The sequence below is a fragment of the Thiorhodovibrio winogradskyi genome, assembly GCF_036208045.1.
Taxonomy (GTDB): Bacteria; Pseudomonadota; Gammaproteobacteria; order Chromatiales; family Chromatiaceae; genus Thiorhodovibrio; species Thiorhodovibrio winogradskyi.
In genome coordinates this window covers 4,730,421-4,751,002 of sequence record NZ_CP121472.1, presented here as the reverse complement: position 1 = coordinate 4,751,002, position 20,582 = coordinate 4,730,421, and the positions used below count along the sequence as shown (strand labels likewise).

The 20,582-nt window shown below is 61.9% G+C and carries 20 protein-coding genes and 1 pseudogene; 15 read left to right on the top strand and 6 right to left on the bottom strand.

The genetic code is table 11. The annotated features are described in order from the left end of the window. Positions 1–6 precede the first annotated feature (6 nt). From bchY to pufA (Thiowin_RS21815), 11 genes are all read left to right on the top strand, one after another. Positions 7–1,539 carry a chlorophyllide a reductase subunit Y gene (gene bchY / locus Thiowin_RS21865; RefSeq protein WP_328985081.1) on the top strand — a complete coding sequence of 511 codons (1,533 nt, stop codon included), beginning with the start codon at positions 7–9 and terminating at the stop codon, positions 1,537–1,539. Beyond that, entirely contained in the window at positions 1,539–3,014 is a 1,476-nt protein-coding gene (gene bchZ, locus Thiowin_RS21860; protein WP_328985080.1) for a chlorophyllide a reductase subunit Z, read from the top strand. The genes bchY and bchZ overlap by 1 nt, the downstream gene beginning before the upstream one ends. Positions 3,015–3,261: 247 nt before the next feature. After that, positions 3,262–3,402, top strand: a complete 141-nt coding sequence (gene pufB / locus Thiowin_RS21855; protein WP_328985079.1) for a light-harvesting antenna LH1, beta subunit — start codon at positions 3,262–3,264, stop codon at positions 3,400–3,402. A 98-nt stretch (positions 3,403–3,500) separates the two neighbouring features. Then, positions 3,501–3,704, top strand: a complete 204-nt coding sequence (gene pufA, locus Thiowin_RS21850; protein ID WP_328985078.1) for a light-harvesting antenna LH1, alpha subunit — start codon at positions 3,501–3,503, stop codon at positions 3,702–3,704. A gap of 123 nt (positions 3,705–3,827) precedes the next feature. After that, complete coding sequence (gene pufL / locus Thiowin_RS21845) at positions 3,828–4,649, top strand: photosynthetic reaction center subunit L (RefSeq protein ID WP_328988147.1); 822 nt, start codon at positions 3,828–3,830, stop codon at positions 4,647–4,649. A gap of 15 nt (positions 4,650–4,664) precedes the next feature. Then, on the top strand, positions 4,665–5,639 hold the full coding sequence (gene pufM, locus Thiowin_RS21840) for a photosynthetic reaction center subunit M (RefSeq protein WP_328985077.1): 975 nt from the start codon (positions 4,665–4,667) through the stop codon (positions 5,637–5,639). Then, a complete protein-coding gene (pufC, locus tag Thiowin_RS21835) occupies positions 5,636–7,168 on the top strand; it encodes a photosynthetic reaction center cytochrome PufC (protein ID WP_328985076.1) in 1,533 nt (510 codons plus the stop codon). Before pufM ends, pufC begins: the two co-directional genes overlap by 4 nt. A 91-nt stretch (positions 7,169–7,259) precedes the next feature. Then, positions 7,260–7,400 carry a light-harvesting antenna LH1, beta subunit gene (pufB, locus tag Thiowin_RS21830; RefSeq protein ID WP_328985075.1) on the top strand — a complete coding sequence of 47 codons (141 nt, stop codon included), beginning with the start codon at positions 7,260–7,262 and terminating at the stop codon, positions 7,398–7,400. Positions 7,401–7,497: 97 nt separating this feature from the next. Next, positions 7,498–7,731, top strand: coding sequence for a light-harvesting antenna LH1, alpha subunit (gene pufA, locus Thiowin_RS21825; RefSeq protein WP_328985074.1), 234 nt, complete (start codon positions 7,498–7,500; stop codon positions 7,729–7,731). 180 nt (positions 7,732–7,911) lie between these two features. Next, positions 7,912–8,052 (top strand): light-harvesting antenna LH1, beta subunit, encoded by a 141-nt coding sequence (gene pufB, locus Thiowin_RS21820; protein WP_328985073.1) that lies wholly within the window; start codon positions 7,912–7,914, stop codon positions 8,050–8,052. A gap of 63 nt (positions 8,053–8,115) precedes the next feature. After that, positions 8,116–8,259, top strand: a complete 144-nt coding sequence (pufA, locus tag Thiowin_RS21815) for a light-harvesting antenna LH1, alpha subunit (protein ID WP_328985072.1) — start codon at positions 8,116–8,118, stop codon at positions 8,257–8,259. A gap of 294 nt (positions 8,260–8,553) precedes the next feature. Here pufA (Thiowin_RS21815) and Thiowin_RS21810 read toward each other — a convergent pair whose 3' ends face one another. The 4 genes from Thiowin_RS21810 to smc form a co-directional block, all read right to left on the bottom strand. Further along, positions 8,554–8,835: a segregation and condensation protein A gene (locus Thiowin_RS21810; RefSeq protein ID WP_328985071.1), complete on the bottom strand. Its 282-nt coding sequence runs from the start codon at positions 8,833–8,835 to the stop codon at positions 8,554–8,556. Between the two features lie 151 nt (positions 8,836–8,986). Continuing rightward, positions 8,987–11,041, bottom strand: coding sequence for an NAD-dependent DNA ligase LigA (ligA, locus tag Thiowin_RS21805; protein ID WP_328985070.1), 2,055 nt, complete (start codon positions 11,039–11,041; stop codon positions 8,987–8,989). Further along, complete coding sequence (locus tag Thiowin_RS21800) at positions 11,038–11,907, bottom strand: cell division protein ZipA (protein ID WP_328985069.1); 870 nt, start codon at positions 11,905–11,907, stop codon at positions 11,038–11,040. Before Thiowin_RS21800 ends, ligA begins: the two co-directional genes overlap by 4 nt. Positions 11,908–11,980: 73 nt before the next feature. Next, on the bottom strand, positions 11,981–15,484 hold the full coding sequence (smc, locus tag Thiowin_RS21795) for a chromosome segregation protein SMC (protein ID WP_328985067.1): 3,504 nt from the start codon (positions 15,482–15,484) through the stop codon (positions 11,981–11,983). 273 nt (positions 15,485–15,757) lie between these two features. Here smc and queF point away from each other — a divergent pair, with 273 nt between their 5' ends. The 4 genes and pseudogenes from queF to Thiowin_RS21775 all read left to right on the top strand — a co-directional run bounded on the left by queF (position 15,758) and on the right by Thiowin_RS21775 (position 18,866). Beyond that, positions 15,758–16,147, top strand: coding sequence for a preQ(1) synthase (gene queF, locus Thiowin_RS21790; protein WP_328985066.1), 390 nt, complete (start codon positions 15,758–15,760; stop codon positions 16,145–16,147). Continuing rightward, on the top strand, positions 16,144–17,439 hold the full coding sequence (locus Thiowin_RS21785; protein WP_328985065.1) for an FGGY-family carbohydrate kinase: 1,296 nt from the start codon (positions 16,144–16,146) through the stop codon (positions 17,437–17,439). Before queF ends, Thiowin_RS21785 begins: the two co-directional genes overlap by 4 nt. 67 nt (positions 17,440–17,506) lie before the next feature. Beyond that, positions 17,507–17,743, top strand: a pseudogene (locus Thiowin_RS21780) (DUF29 domain-containing protein); the annotation flags it as partial. A gap of 115 nt (positions 17,744–17,858) precedes the next feature. Next, a complete protein-coding gene (locus Thiowin_RS21775) occupies positions 17,859–18,866 on the top strand; it encodes an NAD-dependent epimerase (RefSeq protein ID WP_328985064.1) in 1,008 nt (335 codons plus the stop codon). A 43-nt stretch (positions 18,867–18,909) separates the two neighbouring features. Here Thiowin_RS21775 and Thiowin_RS21770 read toward each other — a convergent pair whose 3' ends face one another. Both Thiowin_RS21770 and cobT read right to left on the bottom strand, forming a co-directional pair. Next, entirely contained in the window at positions 18,910–19,281 is a 372-nt protein-coding gene (locus tag Thiowin_RS21770) for a cysteine-rich small domain-containing protein (protein ID WP_328985063.1), read from the bottom strand. Then, positions 19,274–20,335: a nicotinate-nucleotide--dimethylbenzimidazole phosphoribosyltransferase gene (gene cobT, locus Thiowin_RS21765; protein WP_408034244.1), complete on the bottom strand. Its 1,062-nt coding sequence runs from the start codon at positions 20,333–20,335 to the stop codon at positions 19,274–19,276. The genes Thiowin_RS21770 and cobT overlap by 8 nt, the downstream gene beginning before the upstream one ends. Between the last annotated feature and the right edge of the window lie 247 nt (positions 20,336–20,582).

The following is a 20,582-nucleotide window of genomic DNA, read 5'->3' as shown; positions in this document are numbered from 1 at the left end:
AAAACAATGCCTCGCCCAACCAACAACCAAGCGCCAACAGCAGCCGGTCTGGTCCCCGACCAGATCGCGGCCGCGTCCGCTGGCGGTTGTCATGCGGGCGAGGACCATTTACGCCGTGCCGCGGAGTCTTCGGGTCAGAGTGAGCTGCTTGAGCGCTTTGCCGCCGACTATCCCGCCGGACCTCATGATCGGCCGCAGACCATGTGTCCGGCCTTTGGTTCGCTGCGGATCGGTTTGCGCATGCGTCGCACCGCCTCCGTTCTCTGCGGCTCGGCATGCTGTGTCTATGGCCTGAGCTTCACCTCCCATTTCTATGGGGCGAAGCGCAGTGTCGGTTATGTTCCCTTCGATTCAGAAAGCCTGGTCACGGGCAAGTTGTTCGAGGATCTGCGCGAGGCGGTCGAGCAACTCGCCGATCCCGAGCACTACGACGCCATTGTGGTGGTCAACCTGTGCGTGCCAACGGCCTCCGGCGTGCCGCTGCGCCTGTTGCCGCAATCCATCAACAACGTACGGATCATCGGTATCGACGTGCCCGGCTTTGGTGTGCCCACTCATGCCGAGGCGAAGGATGTGCTCTGTGGCGCCATGCTCAAACGCGCCCGTGGCGAGGCCGAGACCGGCCCGGTACAGGCGCCGCGCGGTGGTCGCAGCCAAAAGCCGACACTGACCCTCTTGGGTGAAATGTTCCCGGCCGACCCCGTCGGCATCGGCATGCTGCTGGAGCCCTTGGGCTTGGCCGCCGGTCCCGTGGTCCCAACGCGCGAATGGCGCGAGTTCTATGGCGCGCTTGACTGTGCCGCCGTAGCCGCCATCCATCCCTATTATGCGGCCTCCATCCGTGAGTTCGAGCAGGCGGGCCGGCCCATCATCGGCTCCGCGCCGGTCGGGCACGATGGCACCGACGCTTGGCTGAGCGCGGTGGGCGAGGCCTGCAATATCCCGACCGAGCAAGTCGCGGCCGCCAAGAATGCCGTGCTGCCGGTCATCAAGAACGCCCTCTCGCAAGCCCCGATCAAAGGCTCCATCACCGTTTCCGGCTACGAAGGCTCGGAACTGCTGGTTGCCCGCTTACTGGTCGAGAGTGGCGCCGAGGTGCCCTATGTTGGCACCGCGACTGGACGCACCCGCTGGGCCGAAGCCGATCGTGATTGGCTTGAGTCTCGTGGCGTGACCGTCCGTTTCCGCGCGTCGCTGGAGCAGGATAAATCCGCTGTCGACGCCATTAAGCCGGATTTGGCCATCGGCACCACGCCCGTGGTGCAGCATGCCAAGGAGCAATCCATTCCGGCGCTTTATTTCACCAATCTGATCTCGGCGCGGCCCTTGATCGGAGTGGCGGGTGCCGGATCGCTGGCGCAGGTGGTGAACGCGGCGCTGGCCAGCCAGTCGCGTTTTGATCGCATGACCGACTTCTTCAAAGGTGTCGGCACGGGCGCGACCGCCGGAGTCTGGCCGTCAATGCCGCCCGCGAAGTCGCGGGCGATGCCACGGGTCGCCGTCGCTGCGCCCATGGCTGCGGCGGGAGGGGCGCACTGATGCTGGTGCTCGACCTCGACCGTGCTGGCGGCTATTGGGGAGCGGTCTATGTCTTTACCGCCGTCAAGGGCCTGCAAGTCATTATCGACGGCCCCGTTGGCTGTGAGAATCTGCCGGTGACAGCGGTGCTGCACTACACGGACGCCCTACCACCGCATGAACTGCCGGTGGTGGTGACTGGGCTGGGCGAGGAAGAACTCGGCCAGGAAGGCACCGAGAACGCCATGAAGCGCGCCTTCGCTACCCTGGACCCGAAACAGCCCGCCGTTGTTGTGACGGGGTCTATCGCCGAGATGATCGGTGGCGGCGTGACGCCGGCTGGCACCAAGATTCAGCGCTTCTTGCCGCGCACCATCGACGAAGACCAGTGGCAGAGTGCTGATCGCGCCATCTTCTGGTTGTGGAGTCAGTTCGGTGGCCAAGGCAAGACCAGCGCCAAGGCCAAAGCAGCTCAGCGCAATAAAACAACCGGACCCAGCGTCAACATCATTGGCCCGGCTTATGGTTGCTTCAACACCGCCTCGGATCTCGCCGAGGTGCGTCGCCTGGTCGAGGGCCTGGGCGCCGGGATCAACATGATTTTTCCGCTGGGCGCGCATCTCGATGAGATTCCGCGTCTGGCCGATGCGGATGTGAACATCTGCCTGTACCGCGAATATGGCCGCAAGCTGTGCGAGGCACTCGACAAGCCTTTCCTGCAAGCACCCATCGGTCTGCACAGTACCGTGGCGTTTCTGCGCAAGCTCGGCGAACTCCTGGGTCTCGACCCCGAGCCTTTCATTGAGCGCGAGAAGCACACCACCATCAAGCCGATTTGGGATCTGTGGCGCTCGGTGACACAGGACTTTTTCGGCACCGCGAGCTTTGGCATTGTCGCGACCGAAACCTACAGCCGTGGCGTGCGCCATTATCTCGAAGACGAGCTGGGCATGCCCTGCCACTTCGCCATCGCGCGGCGCCCAGGCGTCAAGACCGACAATGCCGCCACACGCGAGGCGGTGCGCGGCAAGACCCCGCTGATCGTTTTCGGTGGCTACAACGAGCGCATGTATTTGGCCGAGGCGGGCGGACGCGCCGCTTTTATTCCCGCCTCGCTCCCCGGCACTCTGGTGCGGCGCCACACCGGCACTCCCTTCATGGGTTTTTCCGGGGCGACCTATCTGGTGCAGGAAGTTTGCAACGCGCTTTTCGACGCGCTGTTCAATATCCTGCCGCTGGGCACGGATCTCGACCGGGTCGAAGCAACACTCGCGCGCGCGAGTGGCAACGAGCATCGCGAGCTTCCCTGGGAGGGCGCCGCCAAACTCAAGCTTGATGAGCTGCTTGAGTCAGCGCCGGTGCTGGTGCGCATCTCCGCCGCCAAGCGCTTGCGCGATGCCGCCGAGCGCGCCGCGCGCCGAGCGGGGGCGGATCGGGTCACGGCCGAGCACGTCGGCCAAGCAGGCTCGGCAATGAATCAGGAGGCCGTGGCATGAATGTCCGCGGCAGCACGAGAGGTTCGTGGTCGGTGACCAAGGCAGTCGATGTCTTCGGCGTCGCCGCGTTTCAAGCTTCAGAGGTGCCAGTCGAGTTGTCTTGCACCCAGGAAGCGCATGGCCGCCCGGGTCGAACGGGCGCTAAATCTGTAAGGGGTCTTTTAACCCTCGGCAGAATGGATGGTGCGTCTCTGGCGCGCTGAAAGACAGCCGCAAGGCTTCACTCACTTTATTTGAGGATTGAATCATGGCAGAGAAATCAATGACCGGCTTGACTGATGCTGAAGCAAAAGAATTCCACGGTATCTTCATGTCCAGCATGACCGCCTATTTTGGTCTGGTTGTATTCGCGCATCTGTTGGCTTGGATGTATCGCCCCTGGCTGTAATCCGCCATTGGCCTTAAGCCAATCGCCCCGTATTGACCAATCATTTTTTAGCAGATGCCGTTGCTAGGCATTGCTCGCCAAACTTGGAGAATTTACAAATGAACGACAGCATGCAAAACCTGCACAAAATCTGGCAGATCATCAACCCAGCTCAGACCCTGGTGGCACTGGGCGTTTTCCAGATCGTTCTGGGTCTGGGTATTCACATGATCCTGCTGAGCACCGACCTGAACTGGCTCGACGACGGCATTCCGGTCACCTATCAGGACCAGGCTGCCGCCTCGGTGCCGCAAAATCAATAAGAAGGCCTTTTCGGATGGTGCTGACCGGCGCGTACTCGCCCCCCGGGTTTGCGCGTCGGCCAGCATCCGAGTTGCTATGTGGAGGCAGCAGGTCATGGTGTCTCCCCAGCAGAGGATTTAACGATGGCCATGCTGAGTTTTGAAAAAAAATACCGCGTACGCGGTGGGACGCTGGTCGGGGGAGACCTGTTCGACTTCTGGGTGGGGCCGTTTTATGTCGGCTTCTTCGGAGTCTCCGCGGTCTTCTTCGCGACCCTCGGTACCCTACTAATCATTTTAGGAGCGGCTCTCGGGCCGACTTGGAATATCTGGCAAATCAGTATCGCTCCGCCCGATCTGGATGTTGGTCTGGGTGTCGCGCCACTGAAAGAGGGAGGTTTGTGGCAGTTCATCACCATCTGCGCGATCGGGGCCTTTGTGTCCTGGGCGCTCAGACAGGTTGAGATTGCTCGCAAACTGGGCATGGGGCTCCATGTGCCTTTCGCCTTCGCCTTCGCGATTCTGGCCTATATCACGCTGGTGGTCATCCGCCCGGTGCTCATGGGTGCTTGGGGGCATGGCTTTCCCTATGGAATTTTCAGTCACCTCGACTGGGTTTCCAACGTGGGTTACCAGACGCTTCACTTCCATTACAACCCGGCGCACATGCTGGCGATCAGCTTCTTCTTCACCAACTGTCTGGCGCTGGCGATGCATGGCTCACTGATTTTGTCCGTGACCAACCCGCGTGACGGCGAGGCGGTGAAGACGGGTGAGCACGAGAACACCGTCTTCCGTGACATCGTGGGGTATTCCATCGGTGCCCTGGGCATCCATCGCCTGGGCGTCTTCCTGGCAATCAACGCGGCTTTCTGGAGTGCGGTCTGTATCCTGCTGACCGGTCCCTTCTGGACGCGCGGATGGCCAGAATGGTGGATGTGGTGGCCCAACCTCCCAATCTGGTAATCTGAGGACACCAAAATGCCTGAATATCAAAACATTTTCACGAGGGTCCAGGTTCGCGAACCGGGCTACCCTGGTGTCGAGCTCCCAAGGGGCAGTCTGCCTCGCCTTGGCAAGCCGATCTTCAATTACTGGATCGGCAAGATTGGCGATGCGCAGATTGGTCCGCTGTATCTTGGGGGTTGGGGCATCGCTTCCCTGATCGCTGGCTTCATCGCCATCGAGATCATGGGGCTCAACATGCTGGCCTCGGTCGACTGGAACCCGATCTTGTTCGTCAAGAACTTTTTCTGGTTGGCTCTGGAGCCACCACCGCCCGCTTATGGCCTAAGCTTCCCACCGCTTGCTGAAGGCGGCTGGTGGCTCATCGCCGGGTTCTTTTTGACCCTCTCCATCCTGCTGTGGTGGGTCCGGGTCTACAAGCGCGCGGTCGATCTCGGCATGAGCACCCATCTCGCGTGGGCCTTCGCGGCCGCCATCTTTTTCTACCTCACGCTTGGGTTTATCCGCCCGATTCTCATGGGTAGTTGGGGTGAGGCACCGCCTTTCGGCATCTTCCCGCATCTTGACTGGACGGCTGCTATTTCGATCCGCTATGGGAATTTCTACTATAATCCCTTCCATGCGTTGTCGATTGCCTTCCTGTACGGCTCCGCGGTGCTCTTCGCCATGCACGGCGGCACCATCCTGGCTGTTTCGCGCTACGGCGGTGATCGCGAGATCGATCAGATTACCGATCGCGGTACGGCGGCCGAGCGTGCCATGCTGTTCTGGCGCTGGTGCATGGGCTTCAATGCCAGCATGGAATCCATCCATCGCTGGGCCTGGTGGTTCGCGGTCTTCACTGTCATTACCGCTGGTCTGGGTATTCTGCTGACCGGTACCGTGGTAGAAAACTGGTATCTTTGGGCAGTGAAGCACGGTGTGGCGCCTGGTTACCCGTCTGAACTGACCATCGAGAATCCCTATCTGACGCAGGGGGTGGCGCAATGAAACTGCGTAATCATCAAGCGCTGGCACTCCTGAGCCTGGGTGCAACCGCGTTCATCGTTGGCTGCGAAGCCCCACCGCCCGAGGTCGTGCAGAACGGCTATCGCGGCCTGGCCATGCAGCAAATGTTCAATCCGGATCGGTTGGAAAAACTCGTCGAAGCGAATCAGACGCCCGATGCGATTCCGGCGGCGACGCCGGGTGGCGGGTTGGCCAAGGACGTTTACAAGAACGTCCAGGTGCTCGGAGACCTGACGGTCAATGAGTTCAATCGCACCATGGTGGCCCTGACCACCTGGGTCTCGCCGGAAGAAGGCTGCACTTACTGCCATGAAGGCGTTCAGTGGGAATCCGATGGTGTTTACACCAAGATCGCTTCTCGCCGCATGCTGCAAATGACCCGTGAAGTGAACTCGACCTGGCAAGACCATGTGGCCGACACCGGTGTGACCTGCTACACCTGCCACCGTGGCAAGCCCGTGCCGGAGTATGTCTGGGTTTCGGATCCAGGTCCGGATCATCCGTCAATGGTGTCGCCAACCGGGCAGAACACCATCGGATACGCGGTCGGTTATACCTCAATGCCCTTCGATCCCTTTACACCTTTCCTGCTGGGCGATGAAGAAATTCGCATCATTGGCCAAACCGTGCTGCCACAGGGAAATCGTAAATCGATCAAACAGGCCGAATGGACTTACAGCCTGATGGGACACTTCATGGATGGTCTTGGGGTGAACTGCACCTATTGCCATAACTCGCGGTCCTTTACCGCTTGGGATCAAAGCACCCCACAGCGGACGACCGCTTGGTATGCAATCCGCAATGTTCGCGACATGAACAATGACTATGTCGCGCCCCTTGGCGAGATTTTGCCAGAGTCCCGTAAGGGGCCTCTTGGTGACGCTTTTAAGGTCAACTGCAAGACCTGTCACCAAGGTGTCTACAAGCCCTTGTTTGGAGCGCCCATGGCGAAGGCCTATCCTGCTCTCTACGAGACTGCGGCGGCCGAAGAAGCTCCGGTTGAGGAAGGCGTGCCTGCTGCTGCCGAGGCTGAAGCAGAGGCAGCTCCCGCAGCTGAAGCTGAAGCAGCACCGGCTGAGGTAGCTCCCGCGGCTGAAGCTGAAGCAGCACCGGCTGAGGTAGCTCCCGCGGCTGAAGCTGAAGCAGCACCGGCTGAGGTAGCTCCCGCGGCTGAAGCTGAAGCAGCACCAGCTGAGGCAGCTCCCGCGGCTGAAGCTGAAGCAGCACCGGCAGAGGCAGTTCCCGCGGCTGAGGCAGAGGCAGCACCGGCTGAGGCAGCTCCCGCGGCTGAGGCAGAGGCAGCACCGGCAGAGGCAGCTCCCGCGGCTGAGGCTGAACTAGCACCGGTTGCGGATGCATCTGCCGCGGCATCAGAGGCCCCGGCTGCTGAAGGCGAAACGGAAGCAGCCGCTCCAGCCGAAACCGCGGCACCGCCTATGCAGTACGTTCCAGCACCGATGCGTTATCAACCCGCACCCATGCCAGCTCCGCCGGCACCCGCGGAACGCTAAGGATTCGGTTGATCGAGGCGAGGGACCGCCGAAATTCATTGATGGCTGAAAAGGCCCTTTGGGCCAAACCTGAAACAACGAGGTAATCACCATGGCTGAAAAGAGCATGACTGGCTTGACCGACAGCGAAGCCAAAGAATTCCACGGTATCTTCATGTCCAGCATGACCGCCTACTTTGGTCTCGTGGTCGTCGCTCATCTGTTGGCTTGGATGTATCGTCCCTGGCTGTAATGCCAGAAAAGCGGACAGCTGACAGTAAACGTGATATTACGCGGCTTTGAAATCCAAACCCACCGGATTCGCCGCACCCAAATGTGGAGACAAGATCATGAGTAACGACAAATTCACCGGAATGTACAAAATCTGGACCTTCTTTGATCCTCGCCGGACTCTGGTAGCTATCGCTGGCTTCCAACTCGTGCTGGGTCTGCTGATCCATTTCATCCTGCTCGGTTCCGACCTGAACTGGTTGGACGATGGCATTCCGACTTCCTACATGGGCGCTGGGGCAGCTCCTGCTGGCCAGATGTCCGCGATGCCAGAGGCTCGCACTACCAACTGATAGCGCTAGACTTCACAGGTAAGCGGTGGCAGCCGGGCGCCTTGGGTTCTGCTGCCTCCGCGCCTGTTGGTCAAAAGGATTTTTTTGATCACTGCCCCAGCCCATTCTGGAGTTGCAGGCATTCAAAAAAGATAGCGCTGAGATGGCCGTAAGGTCAGGAACACACTAGAGGCTATAGCAATGGCTGAAAAAAGTATGACGGGACTGAGCGAGAGCGAGGCCAAAGAATTTCACGGCATTTTCATGTCCAGCATGACCGCTTATTTCGGTCTGGTCGTTGTCGCACATCTGTTGGCCTGGATGTATCGTCCCTGGCTGTAATCGAAGGGAAGGGCCTCCTGTTCTGTTTCAGGAAGGCTTCAGTCCTTTTGATCGGAGTTGGACATGCATAAAATCTGGAAAATTATCGACCCGCGCAGAGCGATCATCACCATTTTCGCATCCCAATTTCTTCTTGGGTTGTTGATCCATTTTATTCTGCTCGGCACAGACCTTAACTGGCTAAACGACGGTATCCCACCTTTGTAAAAGCCCGGGTCTTTTTCTGGCTGACTCATATTGGGAATGACAGGCGAATGTCGCGGCGCTCGGTAAAGCTTCGACTCTCGAGTCTGTCTTATTGACGAAAAGCAGCGGTTCCCGCTGCTTTTTTTTTGCTCAAAAGATCGCGGTGATCAATTTTTTTTTTTCTGGCTCTGGTATGGACAATGGTAATCCACTAGGTCTTGCTCATGTCCTGCTTGGCAAATTGTCAAGGATGAACTTCCACAGGGAGCACGCGGGTGGTTTTGTTTAGCTGCATCAACATCACTGTGGAGTCATTCAATGTAAATCGGACGTTTTCTTGCCGATGTTGGCCACTGAAATGACTTGGGCCGGTTGCTTCTGGTCGGGGTAGTAAGGACGCTCACCGCCACGGCCATCGATATCGGCCAGTTCTTTTTCCCGCGCTGAAATGAGTCCAAAACACTGACGCACGTCCTCGATTGTCCCCTCGGAGAGTGGATGCTTCATGCCGGGTGGCGGGGTGACGTCCCTGACGATGGCAGCCAGCGTCTTGCGCATGGCGATCAAAATTTGCTGTTCTTTGCTAAGGTCCTGCATCCGGCAGTCTCCTATGAGGATTGTGGGGAATGATGAGAGTGAATTGTTAGCGTCTGTTGAGCAAGAATTGGGGCTAGTTGGCCGTTGCGAAAGGGGAGCCTAACCACGCGGTGCTCGGCGGGACGGTACTCGGCAAGGAAGAGTTCGCCCATTATGGCAAGCCATTCGGACCTGGGTCGGCAAGCAGTAAGCGCAGCTGGGTTTCGTCGAGAACGGGGATGCCGAGCTGGGCGGCCTTGGTCGCCTTGCTGCCGGGGTTCTCGCCGGCGACCACATAGTCAGTGTTGGATGAAACGGCGCCCGTGACTTTGGCTCCGCGAGCAATCAACTCTGCTTTCATGTCATCTCTTGGACGCGTCAGGGTGCCGGTCAAGACAAAGGTTGTGCCAGTCAGGGGTAAGTCCTTGGGGGCGTTTGGGCGAGGAGGATCGGGCCAGTGCAGTCTGGCGCCATCGGGGTCGATCAAATGCGCGATCACCTCTCGGTTGTGCTCCTGGGCGAAGAAGCCGCGAATATGCTGGGCGACCCTCTGCCCCACGCCGTCAATGGCGATCAGGGCTTCTTCATCGGCCTCCATCAGGGGCTCGAGTGCGCCAAAATGCATGGCTAGCGCTGTGGCCATGGTTTCCCCCACTTCGCGAATACCAAGCGCGTGGATGAATCTGGCCAGGGTTGTCTCGCGGCTCTGGTCGAGCTTGGCGACGAGATTCTTTGCTGATTTCTCGCCCATGCGCGGAAGATTTGATAGTTGCTCCGGGCTGAGCGCGAAGAGATCGGCTGGGGTTTTAACCAGATCCTGCTCAATGAGTTGTTCAATCAGTTTGTCGCCAAGTCCGTCGATATCGAGCGCGCGGCGCGAGGCAAAATGCTTGAGCGCCTCTTTGCGTTGGGCGGAGCAGATCAGACCGCCGCTGCAGCGGGCGACCGCCTCGCCCTCCGCACGGATGACGTCCGAGCCGCATACCGGGCAGTGCGATGGCAGGGCAACCGGCTCGGTTCCCGGCGGGCGCAGGGCGGTGACCACGCCGACGACTTCAGGGATGACGTCACCGGCACGCCGCACGATCACGGTATCGCCGGCGCGCACGTCCTTGCGGTGGACTTCATCGATATTATGCAGGGTGGCGTTGGAGACGGTGACCCCAGCGACATCCACGGGCTCGAGCCGCGCCACTGGGGTGACAGCACCAGTGCGTCCGACCTGAAATTCCACCGCTCTCACTTTGGTTTGCTCTTCGCGTGGCGGGTATTTGAAGGCGATTGCCCAGATTGGATCGCGCGCGCGAAAGCCGAGCCGTCGCTGGGCTGCCAGGTCATCCACCTTGAACACTACCCCATCGATTTCGTAATCGAGTGCATCGCGTCGCGCGGCCATGGCCCCCTGGTAGTCAATGCAACCCTCGGCGCCGGTGACGCAGGTCGACTCCGGGCAGACTCGCAGCCCAAAATCACGCAGGCGGGCGAGCGCGGCGCTCTGGGTGGCGCCAAGATCGCCCCCATCGACAGCGCCGAAGCCATGGCAGAACATGGTCAGCGGTCGGCTGGCGGTGATGCACGGATCGAGTTGGCGCAGGCTCCCCGCCGCGGCATTGCGCGGGTTTTTGAAGGGCGTTTGTCCCTGATCGAGCATGCGTTGCTTGAGTGCCTCGAAGCCGGCAAGGGGCAAATACACCTCACCGCGTACCTCGAGCCGTCGCGGCCAGTCTGTGCCGCGCAGTCGCAGAGGGACGGCACCAATGGTGCGGACCTGCGCGGTGACCTCCTCGCCGGTGCGCCCATCACCCCGGGTGGCGGCCCGAGTCAGCAGGCCGTCTTCATAAAGCAAGCTGATGGCCAGGCCGTCAAGCTTGGGCTCGGCGACATAGCGCACTTGCTCAAGGCCGAGTTCGCGCCGAATGCGCTGGTCGAAGTCGCGCAGATCATCAGGGGTGCGGGCGTTGCCGAGCGAGAGCATGGGCGCCAGATGCTCCGCCGGGGCGAAGCGCTCGGCCGGTGGTGCGCCAACCCGCTGGGTAGGCGAATCTGGCGTGCGCAGTTCGGGATGCTGTTCCTCGATTTGCTGGAGTTCGCGCAGCAGGGCGTCGAATTCAGCGTCCGGAATCTCCGGGTCATCCAGGACGAAGTAGCGATAATTATGTTGCTCGAGTAGGCGATGGAGTTCTTTTGCGTGTGCTTCGCCTGGCTTCGTCGGGCTTGTCTCTTTCATGAGTCGGTGTGGTCGTTCTGACCCTTATCGGAGTCAGCATCGGCTCTAGTTGCCTTGGAGTGCGGGGCGGCATAGTCAATCACGGCATTGCGCAGGCTCTCAATGCGCCTGACGCTGATCGGCCGATGCCGTGCGTCCTCGACCTCGGCGGTCAACTCGCGCGCCAGGGATTTGGCCGTGGTCAGCATGGCATCCAGCGCCTCGATGTCTTGATACTTGCCGTGCATTTGGCAAAAGAGCGCGAGGCCACGCGTCTCGAACGCTGCCATTGCCTCGTCCTGGTCGGGATAGAGGGGGAAGTTGCCGGGCTGAACCAGGTTGGCCATGCTAAAAAGGGTACGGGTTTGCCCCGGTTCGTCAGCAATTCGATGAAAAATATCCTTGCTCCCGGCGACCAGAAAATGCCGACTGGCGGCGGCAAGAATGTCGCGGCCCGAGAGACTGCCCTCGCGCGCCACTACAAAGACCTGGATGATGGGGCCCTTTTCAGTATTGGTGACAATGCCAGCAATATCCGCCGGGTCCAGTTCCCCGGTGCGAGCTTCCTGGTATTCGTGATTCTCGTTGTTGCCTGTGGCGGCGGGATTGCGTGCGTTGGTGGCGGCCGAATAATCACCCTCGCCCGGGGTGTCGTCAGGGTCGCCCCGGTCGGATGCCTCTTGCCCGGGCTGCCAGTCGCCTTCCTCCTCGCCGTCCCCGATGCCAAGGTTGGGCTCGCGTTTTTCTCTTGCCCTGACCTTGGGCGAGGCACCATTCAAGCGCCCGGCGTCAGAACGCAACTTGCGGTGGCGCTCCCACATATAGAGCGCGACCAGGAAAGCAATGCCGACAATCAGCAGAATGATGCGCAGTGTGGTGGCGTCCATCGAAGCCTTGAATCCCGTGTTGTCCGGTTCTGACCCCTGAGTATACCAATCACAGGGGAAATTGCAGATGTGCTCAGGCCGCTCCCGCCAAACGCGCGGCATCCTCGATGTCGACTGAAACCAGGCGCGAGACGCCGGGCTCGTGCATGGTCACGCCAATGAGCTGATCGGCGATCTCCATGGTGACCTTGTTGTGGCTAATGAAAATAAACTGGGTGCGCGCGGACATTTCCCGCACCAGCTGGCAGAAGCGGTTAACGTTGGCATCATCGAGCGGCGCGTCGACCTCGTCGAGCAGGCAGAAGGGCGCCGGGTTGAGTTCGAAGATGGCGAACACCAGGGCCACGGCGGTGAGTGCCTTCTCGCCGCCGGAGAGCAAATGAATACTGGCGTTGCGCTTGCCAGGGGGGCGCGCCATGATGGTGACGCCGGTTTCGAGCAGGTCGTCGTCGGTGAGTTCCAGATAGGCGTTGCCGCCGCCGAACAGGCGCGGAAACAGCGCTTGCAAGCCTGAATTGACGCGGTCGTAGGTCTCCTTGAAGCGGGTGCGGGTCTCGCGGTCGATTTTGCGAATTGCGCTCTCGAGGGTGTCGAGCGAGGACTGAATGTCCTGGCGCTGGTCCTCAAGGTAGCGCATGCGCTCGGATTGCTCCTGAAACTCATCGATGGCGGCCAGGTTGATGTTGCCCAGGCGCGAGATTTTGCCGCCGATCTCGCTCAGGCGCTGCTGCCAGACCTCGGCCGTGGCGCCGGTCTCCAGCCCCTGGAGCAGGGCGCGCGGCTCCTTGCCGTCGCTGGCGAGCTGTTCCTCGAAGGTGCGCCGGCGCACCAGGCGCTCCTGTAACTGCACCCGGCGCTCGGCCAGGTCGGCCTGGGCCGTTGCATTGGCCTGCTCCAGGCGATGGCGCTCCTGCTCCTGCTCCCTGACCTCGGTGTTGAGTTCTTCCATCTGGGTGCGCGCGGTGCTGAGTGCCTCTTCCACCTCCAGGCGCCGCTCAAGCTGAGTGTCGAGCTGTTCCCGTGCTTCGGTCTCGGGTTCGGCGGCGGCTTCGAGTTCCGCGCGCAGTTCATCACGCCTGTGCCCGAGTTGGCTGAGCTGCTGCTCGGCGCGCTCCAGGTTGGCCTGGGTGGCCTCGCGCGAGGCGCGGCGGGTTTCGATGCTGAGCGTCAGTTCGGCAACCCGGTTGCGCGCCTGCTGTTCCTCGGCGCGCACGCTGGTCAGGGCGGCGCGCAGGCGCTCGCGTTCGCGTCCGCACTGATCACGCTCGGCGGCGACCTGCTCGCTGGCCTCGAGTGCGAGGTTCAGGCGCTCGCGCGTTTCTTCCAGGTCTTCAAGCCCGGTTGCGCGCGTCTCGGCCAGCTCGGCCAGCTCGCTTTGCAGCGCTTCGCCACGTTCGCGCAGGTGCTCCAGGCGCGCGCGTCCGGCGCCGATCTCGGCGTCCATGGCGGCGCGTTCGCGGCTGAGCTGGGTGACGCTGTTCATGGCCGCCTCGCGCTCGCGCTCAAGCTGCGCGCGCCCCTCGGCCAAGGTGCTTTGCTGTTCGGCCATCACGGCGATGACCTCCTCGAGTTCCTCGGTCTGGGCCTGCAGGCTTTTCAGCTCCTCGGCGCGCACCAGGCTGCCGGCCAGGCCGGGGCCATCGGGTGCCGTGCCATGCAGCCAGTCGCGCCCAACCAGGGTGCCGTCGCGGGTGACCAGGCATTCCCCCGGGGCGAGTTGTTCGCGCCGGGCCAGGGCCGCGGGGAGATCCTCGGCGCACAGATACTGGCCGAGGAGTCCCTCGAGCGGCCAGTCGCTGGTGATGCGCGCGAGCAGGCGATCGCTCGCGGCGGGCGCGCTCGATGCGCACGCTGTGCGGTCGAACAGCATCAGGCCAGTTCCGCCGGCCAGTTCGGCGTGCTGCGCGAAAGCCTCGCTGCCGATAGCGCCCAGGGCCTGGCCGAGCGCGGCCTCGACCGCGTTCTCCCAGCCGCTGGCGACTTCCAGCAGATCGATCAGGCGCGGCGCGTCGAGCAGGCCCTGTTGATCCAGCCAATTGGCGCGAACCTCATCGTCATTGGCCAGGGCGCTTTCCTGCAGGGCCTCGAGCGAGGACTGGCGACCGCGCGCGCTTTGCAGTTCGGTGCGCGCGGCATCCAGGCGGCCGGCCAGGGCGCGGCGCTCTTCGTCGGCGTCGCGCAATTGCTCGCTGGCGCGGGTCTGTGTGTCGGCGGCCAGGCTGATGCGCTCATCCAGCCCTTCGGTGCGCTCGGCCAGACGTTCAAGTCGGGTTTGCAGCTCCGCCGTGTCCAGGCGCGTCAACTCTTGCTGCAAGCGCTCGGCGCGCTGCTGATCCTGGTTCAGGCGTTGTTCGATCTGATTGATGCGCCCGCGCTCGAGCTGCGCCTGCTGCGCCGGCTCGCTGACGCGCGTTTGCCAGTCATCCCATTGCCGCTGGATGCGATCGAGCACCTCTTGTGCTTGTTCAAGTTGCTCGCTCAGCCCTTCAAGCTGCTCGCGGGCACGTTCCAGCTCGGGTTGATCGCGCGTTAGCTCGGCGTCGAGTTCGGCGAGACGATCGCGGTCGCGCGTGCCGAGCTGCTGGGCGTCGGTCAGTTCCTGCTCGACGCGCGCCAGCTCGGTTTGCTGACGGCCGCGGCGCTCGCGCGCGAAGCTGATGGCCTGCTCCAGCCGGGCGATCTCCGAGCCCACGGCATAATATTGGCCCTGCACCTGGTTGAACTGCTCGGAGGCATCGGCATGGGCGGCGCGCAGGCGTTCGATCTCGGCCTCGCAGGCGCGCTGCTGGGCACGGTTGGCCTCGAGCGCGTTCTCGGCGGCGGCCAGGGCGCGCTCGCGGGTGTTGATGTCGGTGTCGAGATCGCGCCAATGCAGGGCGGCAAGCTGGGCCTTGAGTGTCTCCTCCAGCGCCTTGAGCTGGCGATACTTCTCCGCCGTGGCCGCCTGGCGCTCAAGATGCTGCAATTGCTTGGACACCTCATCGCGCACGTCCTCGAGTCGCTCAAGGTTCTCGCGTGTGTGGCGCATGCGGTTCTCGGTCTCGCGCCGGCGCTCCTTGTATTTGGAAATACCAGCGGCTTCCTCGATAAACAGCCGCAGCTCTTCCGGGCGCGCCTCGATGAAGCGCGAGATCATGCCCTGTTCGATAATGGAATAACTGCGCGGCCCAAGCCCCGTGCCAAGAAAAAGATCCTGAATATCGCGCCGGCGGCAGCGCGAGCCGTTCAGGAAATAGCTCGACTGACCATCGCGCGACACCTGGCGCTTGACCGAAATCTGCCCGAAGGCGGCGAAGGCCCCGCCCGCGCCGCCGTCGCTGTTGTCGAATAGCAACTCAATGGTCGCCATGCCCACCGGCTTGCGCCCGGTCGAGCCATTGAAAATCACATCGGCCATGGACTCCCCGCGCAGCATCTTGGCCGAGCTCTCGCCCATCACCCAGCGCACCGCGTCGATCACATTCGACTTGCCGCAGCCGTTTGGCCCCACAATGCCGACCAAATTGCTCGGAAAAGGCACAGTGGTGGGGTCGACAAAGGACTTGAAACCGGCGATTTTGATCTTTTCGAGCCGCATGAGGTTGGGTGGTCAAGCAAGGGCCAATGCGAGAGGATACTTGAAAACGCGCCCCAATACGCGGGTTGCTGGCGCTGGAACCACGCAGCGGCGGCAAAACGCCTGAGCGCACGCTCGCGCAGGTGACGCGCTAAAATGCAGGCTGATGGGTGATCTGGGATCGCGGCCTTGGCATGTCCATGATGACCGCGATTCAAACAAGGCGATCCGCGGTGATCCAGATCTTGATGAGAGCCGTTCCCACTGGCTCAATACATTCCGAGGATAATTCAGATGCCAAGCGAACCAAGCAAAAGGCTCGAAACCTTCCCTAATCCGCAGCCGGAGCGGGATTATAGTATTCGCATTCAGGTGCCTGAGTTCACCTGTCTGTGCCCCAAGACCGGGCAGCCGGATTTTGCCGAGTTGATGATCGACTATGTGCCAGAGGCGCTCTGCGTGGAGCTGAAGTCGCTTAAGCTGTATGTCTGGTCCTTTCGCGATCAGGGCCACTTCCATGAGGCGGTGACCAATCACATTTTGACGGATCTGGTCGCCGCCATTGCCCCGCGTTTCATGCGCCTGACCGCCGAGTTCAACGTCCGCGGTGGCATCTATACCACGGTGGTGGCCGAGCATCGCGCGCCCGACTGGACGCCGCCGGAGCCGGTGCGCTTGCCGTGAGCCTGTCTGGCGCCAATGTCATCGGCCTGGATGTTGGCACCTCGGGCTGCCGGGCGCTGGCGGTTGATGACGCGGGTGGCGTGCTTGCCGAGGCTCAGGCCGAGTTGCCGCCTTCCGTGCGCGTTGGCGCGGGCTGCGCCGAGCAGCATCCCCAGGATTGGTGGCGGGCGGTTCAACAGGTGCTGTCCGCGCTGATGCGCCAGTGCGGCGGCCTGCATCCCCGCGCCCTGTGCCTGGATGCCACCTCGGCGACTGTGCTGCTGTGTGATCCTCAGGGGCAGCCACTCGGCCCGGCGCTCATGTATGACGACAGCCGCGCGCGAACCCAGGCGGCGGACATCGAGCCTATCGCACCGCCGGACTCACCGGCGCGCGGGGCCAGTTCCAGTCTCGCCAAGCTCTTGTGGCTGCGTGCTCGCCACCAACCAAGCGCGCCGACCCTGGCGCTGCATCAGGCCGACTGGCTGAGCGGCTGCCTGAGCGGATGCTTTGGCATCAGCGACTGGAACAATAGCCTGAAAATGGGGTTTGATCCGCTCACCCAGCGCTGGCCGGACTGGCTGGATGAACTCGGCCTGGCCCCGGTCTGTCTGCCTGAAGTGTTCGCGCCCGGCACCGATCTTGGCCCGGTCGCGCCCGAGGTGGCCGCCGCGACGGGCCTTCCCGCCGATCTGCGCATTCTCGCCGGCACCACCGACAGTACCGCCGCGGTGCTGGCCACGGGTGCGCTGCAGTCAGGCGATGCGGTGACCAGCCTGGGCAGCACATTGGTGCTCAAGATGGTCGCCGCGGCGCCAGTGACCGCGCCCGAGTTCGGCGTCTATAGTCATCGCCTCGGCGCGGACTGGCTGCTGGGTGGCGCTTCCAACAGTGGAGGCGCCGTGCTGCGGCAGTTTTTCGAGCCCAAGGTGCTTAAGGCGCTGAGTGCCCGGATTGACCCAACCCGCGACAGCGGTCTCGACTATTACCCCCTGCCCGGCATCGGTGAGCGCTTTCCGATCAATGATCCAAGGCTGGTGCCGCGCATGCAGCCACGTCCGGCAGCGGATGTGCGATTCCTGCATGGCCTGCTCGAAGGCATCGCGCGCATCGAGCAGACCGGCTACCAGCGCCTGCGGCAACTCGGTGCGCCGGCGCCGCGGCGAGTGCTCACCATCGGCGGCGGTGCGCGCAATGTCGTCTGGACGCAAATCCGCGAGCGCCTGCTCGGCGTGCCGGTGGAGGTGGCCGCGCAACAGCAGGCCGCCTATGGCGCGGCGCGATTGGCGCTGCGACAAGACCAATCGGGTTGATTCGAAGAGCGCTTTGTTGTGAATGCCTGACAACAAAAATGGCACCAAAAGGAGGCTAGGCTGACTGATGCACGCCTGCGAAGCTGACATTATCGCTTGGGCGAATGAACAGGCTGGACTATTGCGCTCAAGACGTTTTGATCAACTGGACATTGCCCATCTGGTCGAGGAAATCGAGGACGTGGGAAAAAGCGAACAACGTGAACTGGCTAGCCGGATGGCGGTATTACTGGCCCATCTGCTGAAATGGGCCTATCAATGTGAGCGGCGGACTCCGAGTTGGAAGCGCACGATTCTTGACGAAGATTGGTTCCCCATGCCAATGGATTCATGAGCGTCGGATTGGGGCGGCCTCGCGTTATTAATTCGTGCCCCAGCTCGTGCCCTAAGTACTCCCGTATTAACAGGAAAAGTCAGTCATGAAAGTTTTGATTACAGGTGCGGCCGGCTTTATCGGTGCCGCTTTGGGTTTGCGGCTGCTGGAGCGCGGCGACGAGGTTGTCGGTATCGATAATCTGAATGACTACTATGATCCGGCGCTCAAGCACGCCCGGCTGGAACGCCTGAGTGCGCATGCGGGCTTTACCGACCTGCGGCTTGATCTGGAAAACCGTGCTGGCATGGCCGAGGCTTTCGCCGAGCACCGGCCGCAACGGGTGGTGAACCTTGCTGCCCAGGCCGGGGTGCGTTATTCAATTGATAATCCGCTGGCCTATGTCGACAGCAATCTGCTGGGCTTTGCCAATGTGCTCGAGGGCTGCCGCCACAACGGTGTGGAGCACCTGGTCTATGCCTCCAGCAGTTCGGTCTATGGCGCCAATACCCGCATGCCCTTCTCGGTGCATGACAATGTCGACCATCCGCTGAGTCTCTATGCCGCGAGCAAGAAGGCCAATGAATTAATGGCTCATACCTACAGCCATTTGTATCAGTTGCCAACCATCGGGCTGCGGTTTTTTACCGTTTATGGTCCCTGGGGTCGGCCGGACATGGCGCTGTTTAAGTTCACGCGGGCGATTCTGGCGGATGAGCCCATTGATGTCTTCAATCACGGGCATCACCGGCGGGATTTCACCTACATCGATGATATTGTCGAAGGCGTGATCCGGGTGCTTGATCGCCTGCCGGAGCCGAACCCCAACTGGGACGGTGCAAGCCCGGATTCCGCCACCAGTCTGGCGCCTTATCGGCTGTATAACATCGGCAATAGCCAGCCGGTGGAGCTGCTGCGCTATATCGAGGTGCTGGAACAGGCACTGGGGTGCAAGGCGCGCATGAATCTGCTGCCCCTGCAGCCGGGCGATGTGCCAGATACCTATGCCGATGTGACCGAGTTGGTCGAAGACACCGGTTACCAGCCGCGAACCACGGTGGAAGAGGGTGTCGGACGTTTCGTTGCCTGGTATCGGGAGTATTTTGGCGTCTGATACCTCGGGTGCGGCCGGCCTGCCTTGGCGATGCGTGCGCCAGTCAAAGGGTGCGCGGTTTTTGCCGGAGGGCCTGTGACAGCGCACGAATCCGCGCGCGCGATTGTGGCTGACCGCGAAAGGGTGGAGCGTCGAGCCAGCGCTGAATGAAAGCCCAGGATGGATGAATACCATCGTGGGCTAGCCGGCAGGCCGAGCAATCCTTGCGTGTCGTGCCGCGCATATCGGTGAAGAGCCGGTAGGGACCTGGGCATTCCCGCTCGATCAATGGGCAGTAGCAGAACAGGCAATTGAAGGCGCGGCGCACCCCATGGTGGCAGGGATAATACTCGCAGGCCCTGTGGGTGAAGCCTTTAAACGCCCTTGCTTCCGGGGGCGGTGGCTGATCATCCGCCACAATATTCGCCTCAGCCATCCGCCGGCTGACGGCCGCTAGCCACTTCCGCCTCGGCGAAGGTGGCCATGTCATTATGCAGCGCGCAGGCCATGCGCAGCAGGGGGACTGCCATTGCCGCGCCGCTGCCTTCACCCAGGCGCATGCCAATGTCCAACAAGGGTTGAGCGCGCAAGGCGTTTAGCATGAGGCGATGCCCCGGCTCGGCCGAGGTGTGGGCGAAGAGGAACCACTTTTCCGCGCCTGGGCACAGGCGCGCGGCGGTCAGGGCGGCAGCGCTGCTGATGAAGCCGTCGATCAGCACCGGCAGCCCGATCTGCGCGCAGGCGACATAGGCGCCTGCCAGCGCCGCGATCTCAAAGCCGCCCAGGCAGCGCAGGGTGTCAAGCGGGGATGCGCAAGCTTGCCGGTGCTGGCGCAGCGCGGAGGCAATAATGGCGGTTTTTCTGGCAACCCCGGCCACGTCCAGTCCAGTGCCCGGGCCTGCCAGTACCTCTGCTGCCTGCCCGAGCAGCGCGCAGGCGATGGCGGCGGCCGAGGTGGTGTTGCCAATGCCCATTTCCCCGCCAATGAACAACTCGCATCCTTGCAGATGGGCGCGTTCGACCGCATGGCGGCCCGCTCCCAGCGCGCAGGCAAGTTGATGCTCGGTCATGGCCGGGCGGTCAGCGAAACTGGCGGTGCCGGGGCCCAGGCGGTAGTCCTTCACACCGGGCAGAGGCCCGGGGTCGATGACAGTGCCCAGGTTCACCACTTCAAAGTCCGCGCCAAGCTGCCTGGCCAGTACACTAATGGCGGCCCCGCCGGTGGCAAAGTTGCGCACCATGGCGGCGGTGACCTCTTGTGGGAAGGCCGACACCCCAGCGCGGGCAATGCCATGATCGCCAGCGAAAACGACGATCTGTACGCGCTCGATTTGTGGACGTTCGCGTGCTTGGAGTTCGGCAAGCTGGCAGGCAAGAGGCTCGAGTCGGCCAAGAGAGCCTGCCGGTTTGGTGAGCTGGGCCTGGCGCGCCTCGGCGTTTGCGCGGTGTTTGGTGCTGGGTTGGGCGGCGGCGATGCCGAGCCATTCGATGGTGGGAGAGGTTTGGGTGTTCAGGGAAATTGGCCTCGTTCAGTGAGCTCTCGGAAGGTTTGTCAGAGGTGGTTATTGTCGCCTAAAGTGCGGCCAGGCCCAATGAAAAAAGCCGCTGCGCGCCGGTTCTTTGGCTTGTTTGTGCTGGACCAATGACGGCTGTCTTGGCAGCAGATGACCGTCAATCACATCCAGAAGCGGCAGGAAGGCGAGGGCAAGCGGTGATGAGAGCATGCCCACAAAAGAA

Bases quoted from the DNA above. Each gene is read 5' to 3' on its own strand.
- bchY (WP_328985081.1), top strand. From the start codon at position 7: ATGCCTCGCCCAACCAACAACCAAGCGCCAACAGCAGCCGGTCTGGTC.
- bchZ (WP_328985080.1), top strand. From the start codon at position 1,539: ATGCTGGTGCTCGACCTCGACCGTGCTGGCGGCTATTGGGGAGCGGTC.
- pufB (WP_328985079.1), top strand. From the start codon at position 3,262: ATGGCAGAGAAATCAATGACCGGCTTGACTGATGCTGAAGCAAAAGAA.
- pufA (WP_328985078.1), top strand. From the start codon at position 3,501: ATGAACGACAGCATGCAAAACCTGCACAAAATCTGGCAGATCATCAAC.
- pufL (WP_328988147.1), top strand. From the start codon at position 3,828: ATGGCCATGCTGAGTTTTGAAAAAAAATACCGCGTACGCGGTGGGACG.
- pufM (WP_328985077.1), top strand. From the start codon at position 4,665: ATGCCTGAATATCAAAACATTTTCACGAGGGTCCAGGTTCGCGAACCG.
- pufC (WP_328985076.1), top strand. From the start codon at position 5,636: ATGAAACTGCGTAATCATCAAGCGCTGGCACTCCTGAGCCTGGGTGCA.
- pufB (WP_328985075.1), top strand. From the start codon at position 7,260: ATGGCTGAAAAGAGCATGACTGGCTTGACCGACAGCGAAGCCAAAGAA.
- pufA (WP_328985074.1), top strand. From the start codon at position 7,498: ATGAGTAACGACAAATTCACCGGAATGTACAAAATCTGGACCTTCTTT.
- pufB (WP_328985073.1), top strand. From the start codon at position 7,912: ATGGCTGAAAAAAGTATGACGGGACTGAGCGAGAGCGAGGCCAAAGAA.
- pufA (WP_328985072.1), top strand. From the start codon at position 8,116: ATGCATAAAATCTGGAAAATTATCGACCCGCGCAGAGCGATCATCACC.
- Thiowin_RS21810 (WP_328985071.1), bottom strand. From the start codon at position 8,835: ATGCAGGACCTTAGCAAAGAACAGCAAATTTTGATCGCCATGCGCAAG.
- ligA (WP_328985070.1), bottom strand. From the start codon at position 11,041: ATGAAAGAGACAAGCCCGACGAAGCCAGGCGAAGCACACGCAAAAGAA.
- Thiowin_RS21800 (WP_328985069.1), bottom strand. From the start codon at position 11,907: ATGGACGCCACCACACTGCGCATCATTCTGCTGATTGTCGGCATTGCT.
- smc (WP_328985067.1), bottom strand. From the start codon at position 15,484: ATGCGGCTCGAAAAGATCAAAATCGCCGGTTTCAAGTCCTTTGTCGAC.
- queF (WP_328985066.1), top strand. From the start codon at position 15,758: ATGCCAAGCGAACCAAGCAAAAGGCTCGAAACCTTCCCTAATCCGCAG.
- Thiowin_RS21775 (WP_328985064.1), top strand. From the start codon at position 17,859: ATGAAAGTTTTGATTACAGGTGCGGCCGGCTTTATCGGTGCCGCTTTG.
- Thiowin_RS21770 (WP_328985063.1), bottom strand. From the start codon at position 19,281: ATGGCTGAGGCGAATATTGTGGCGGATGATCAGCCACCGCCCCCGGAA.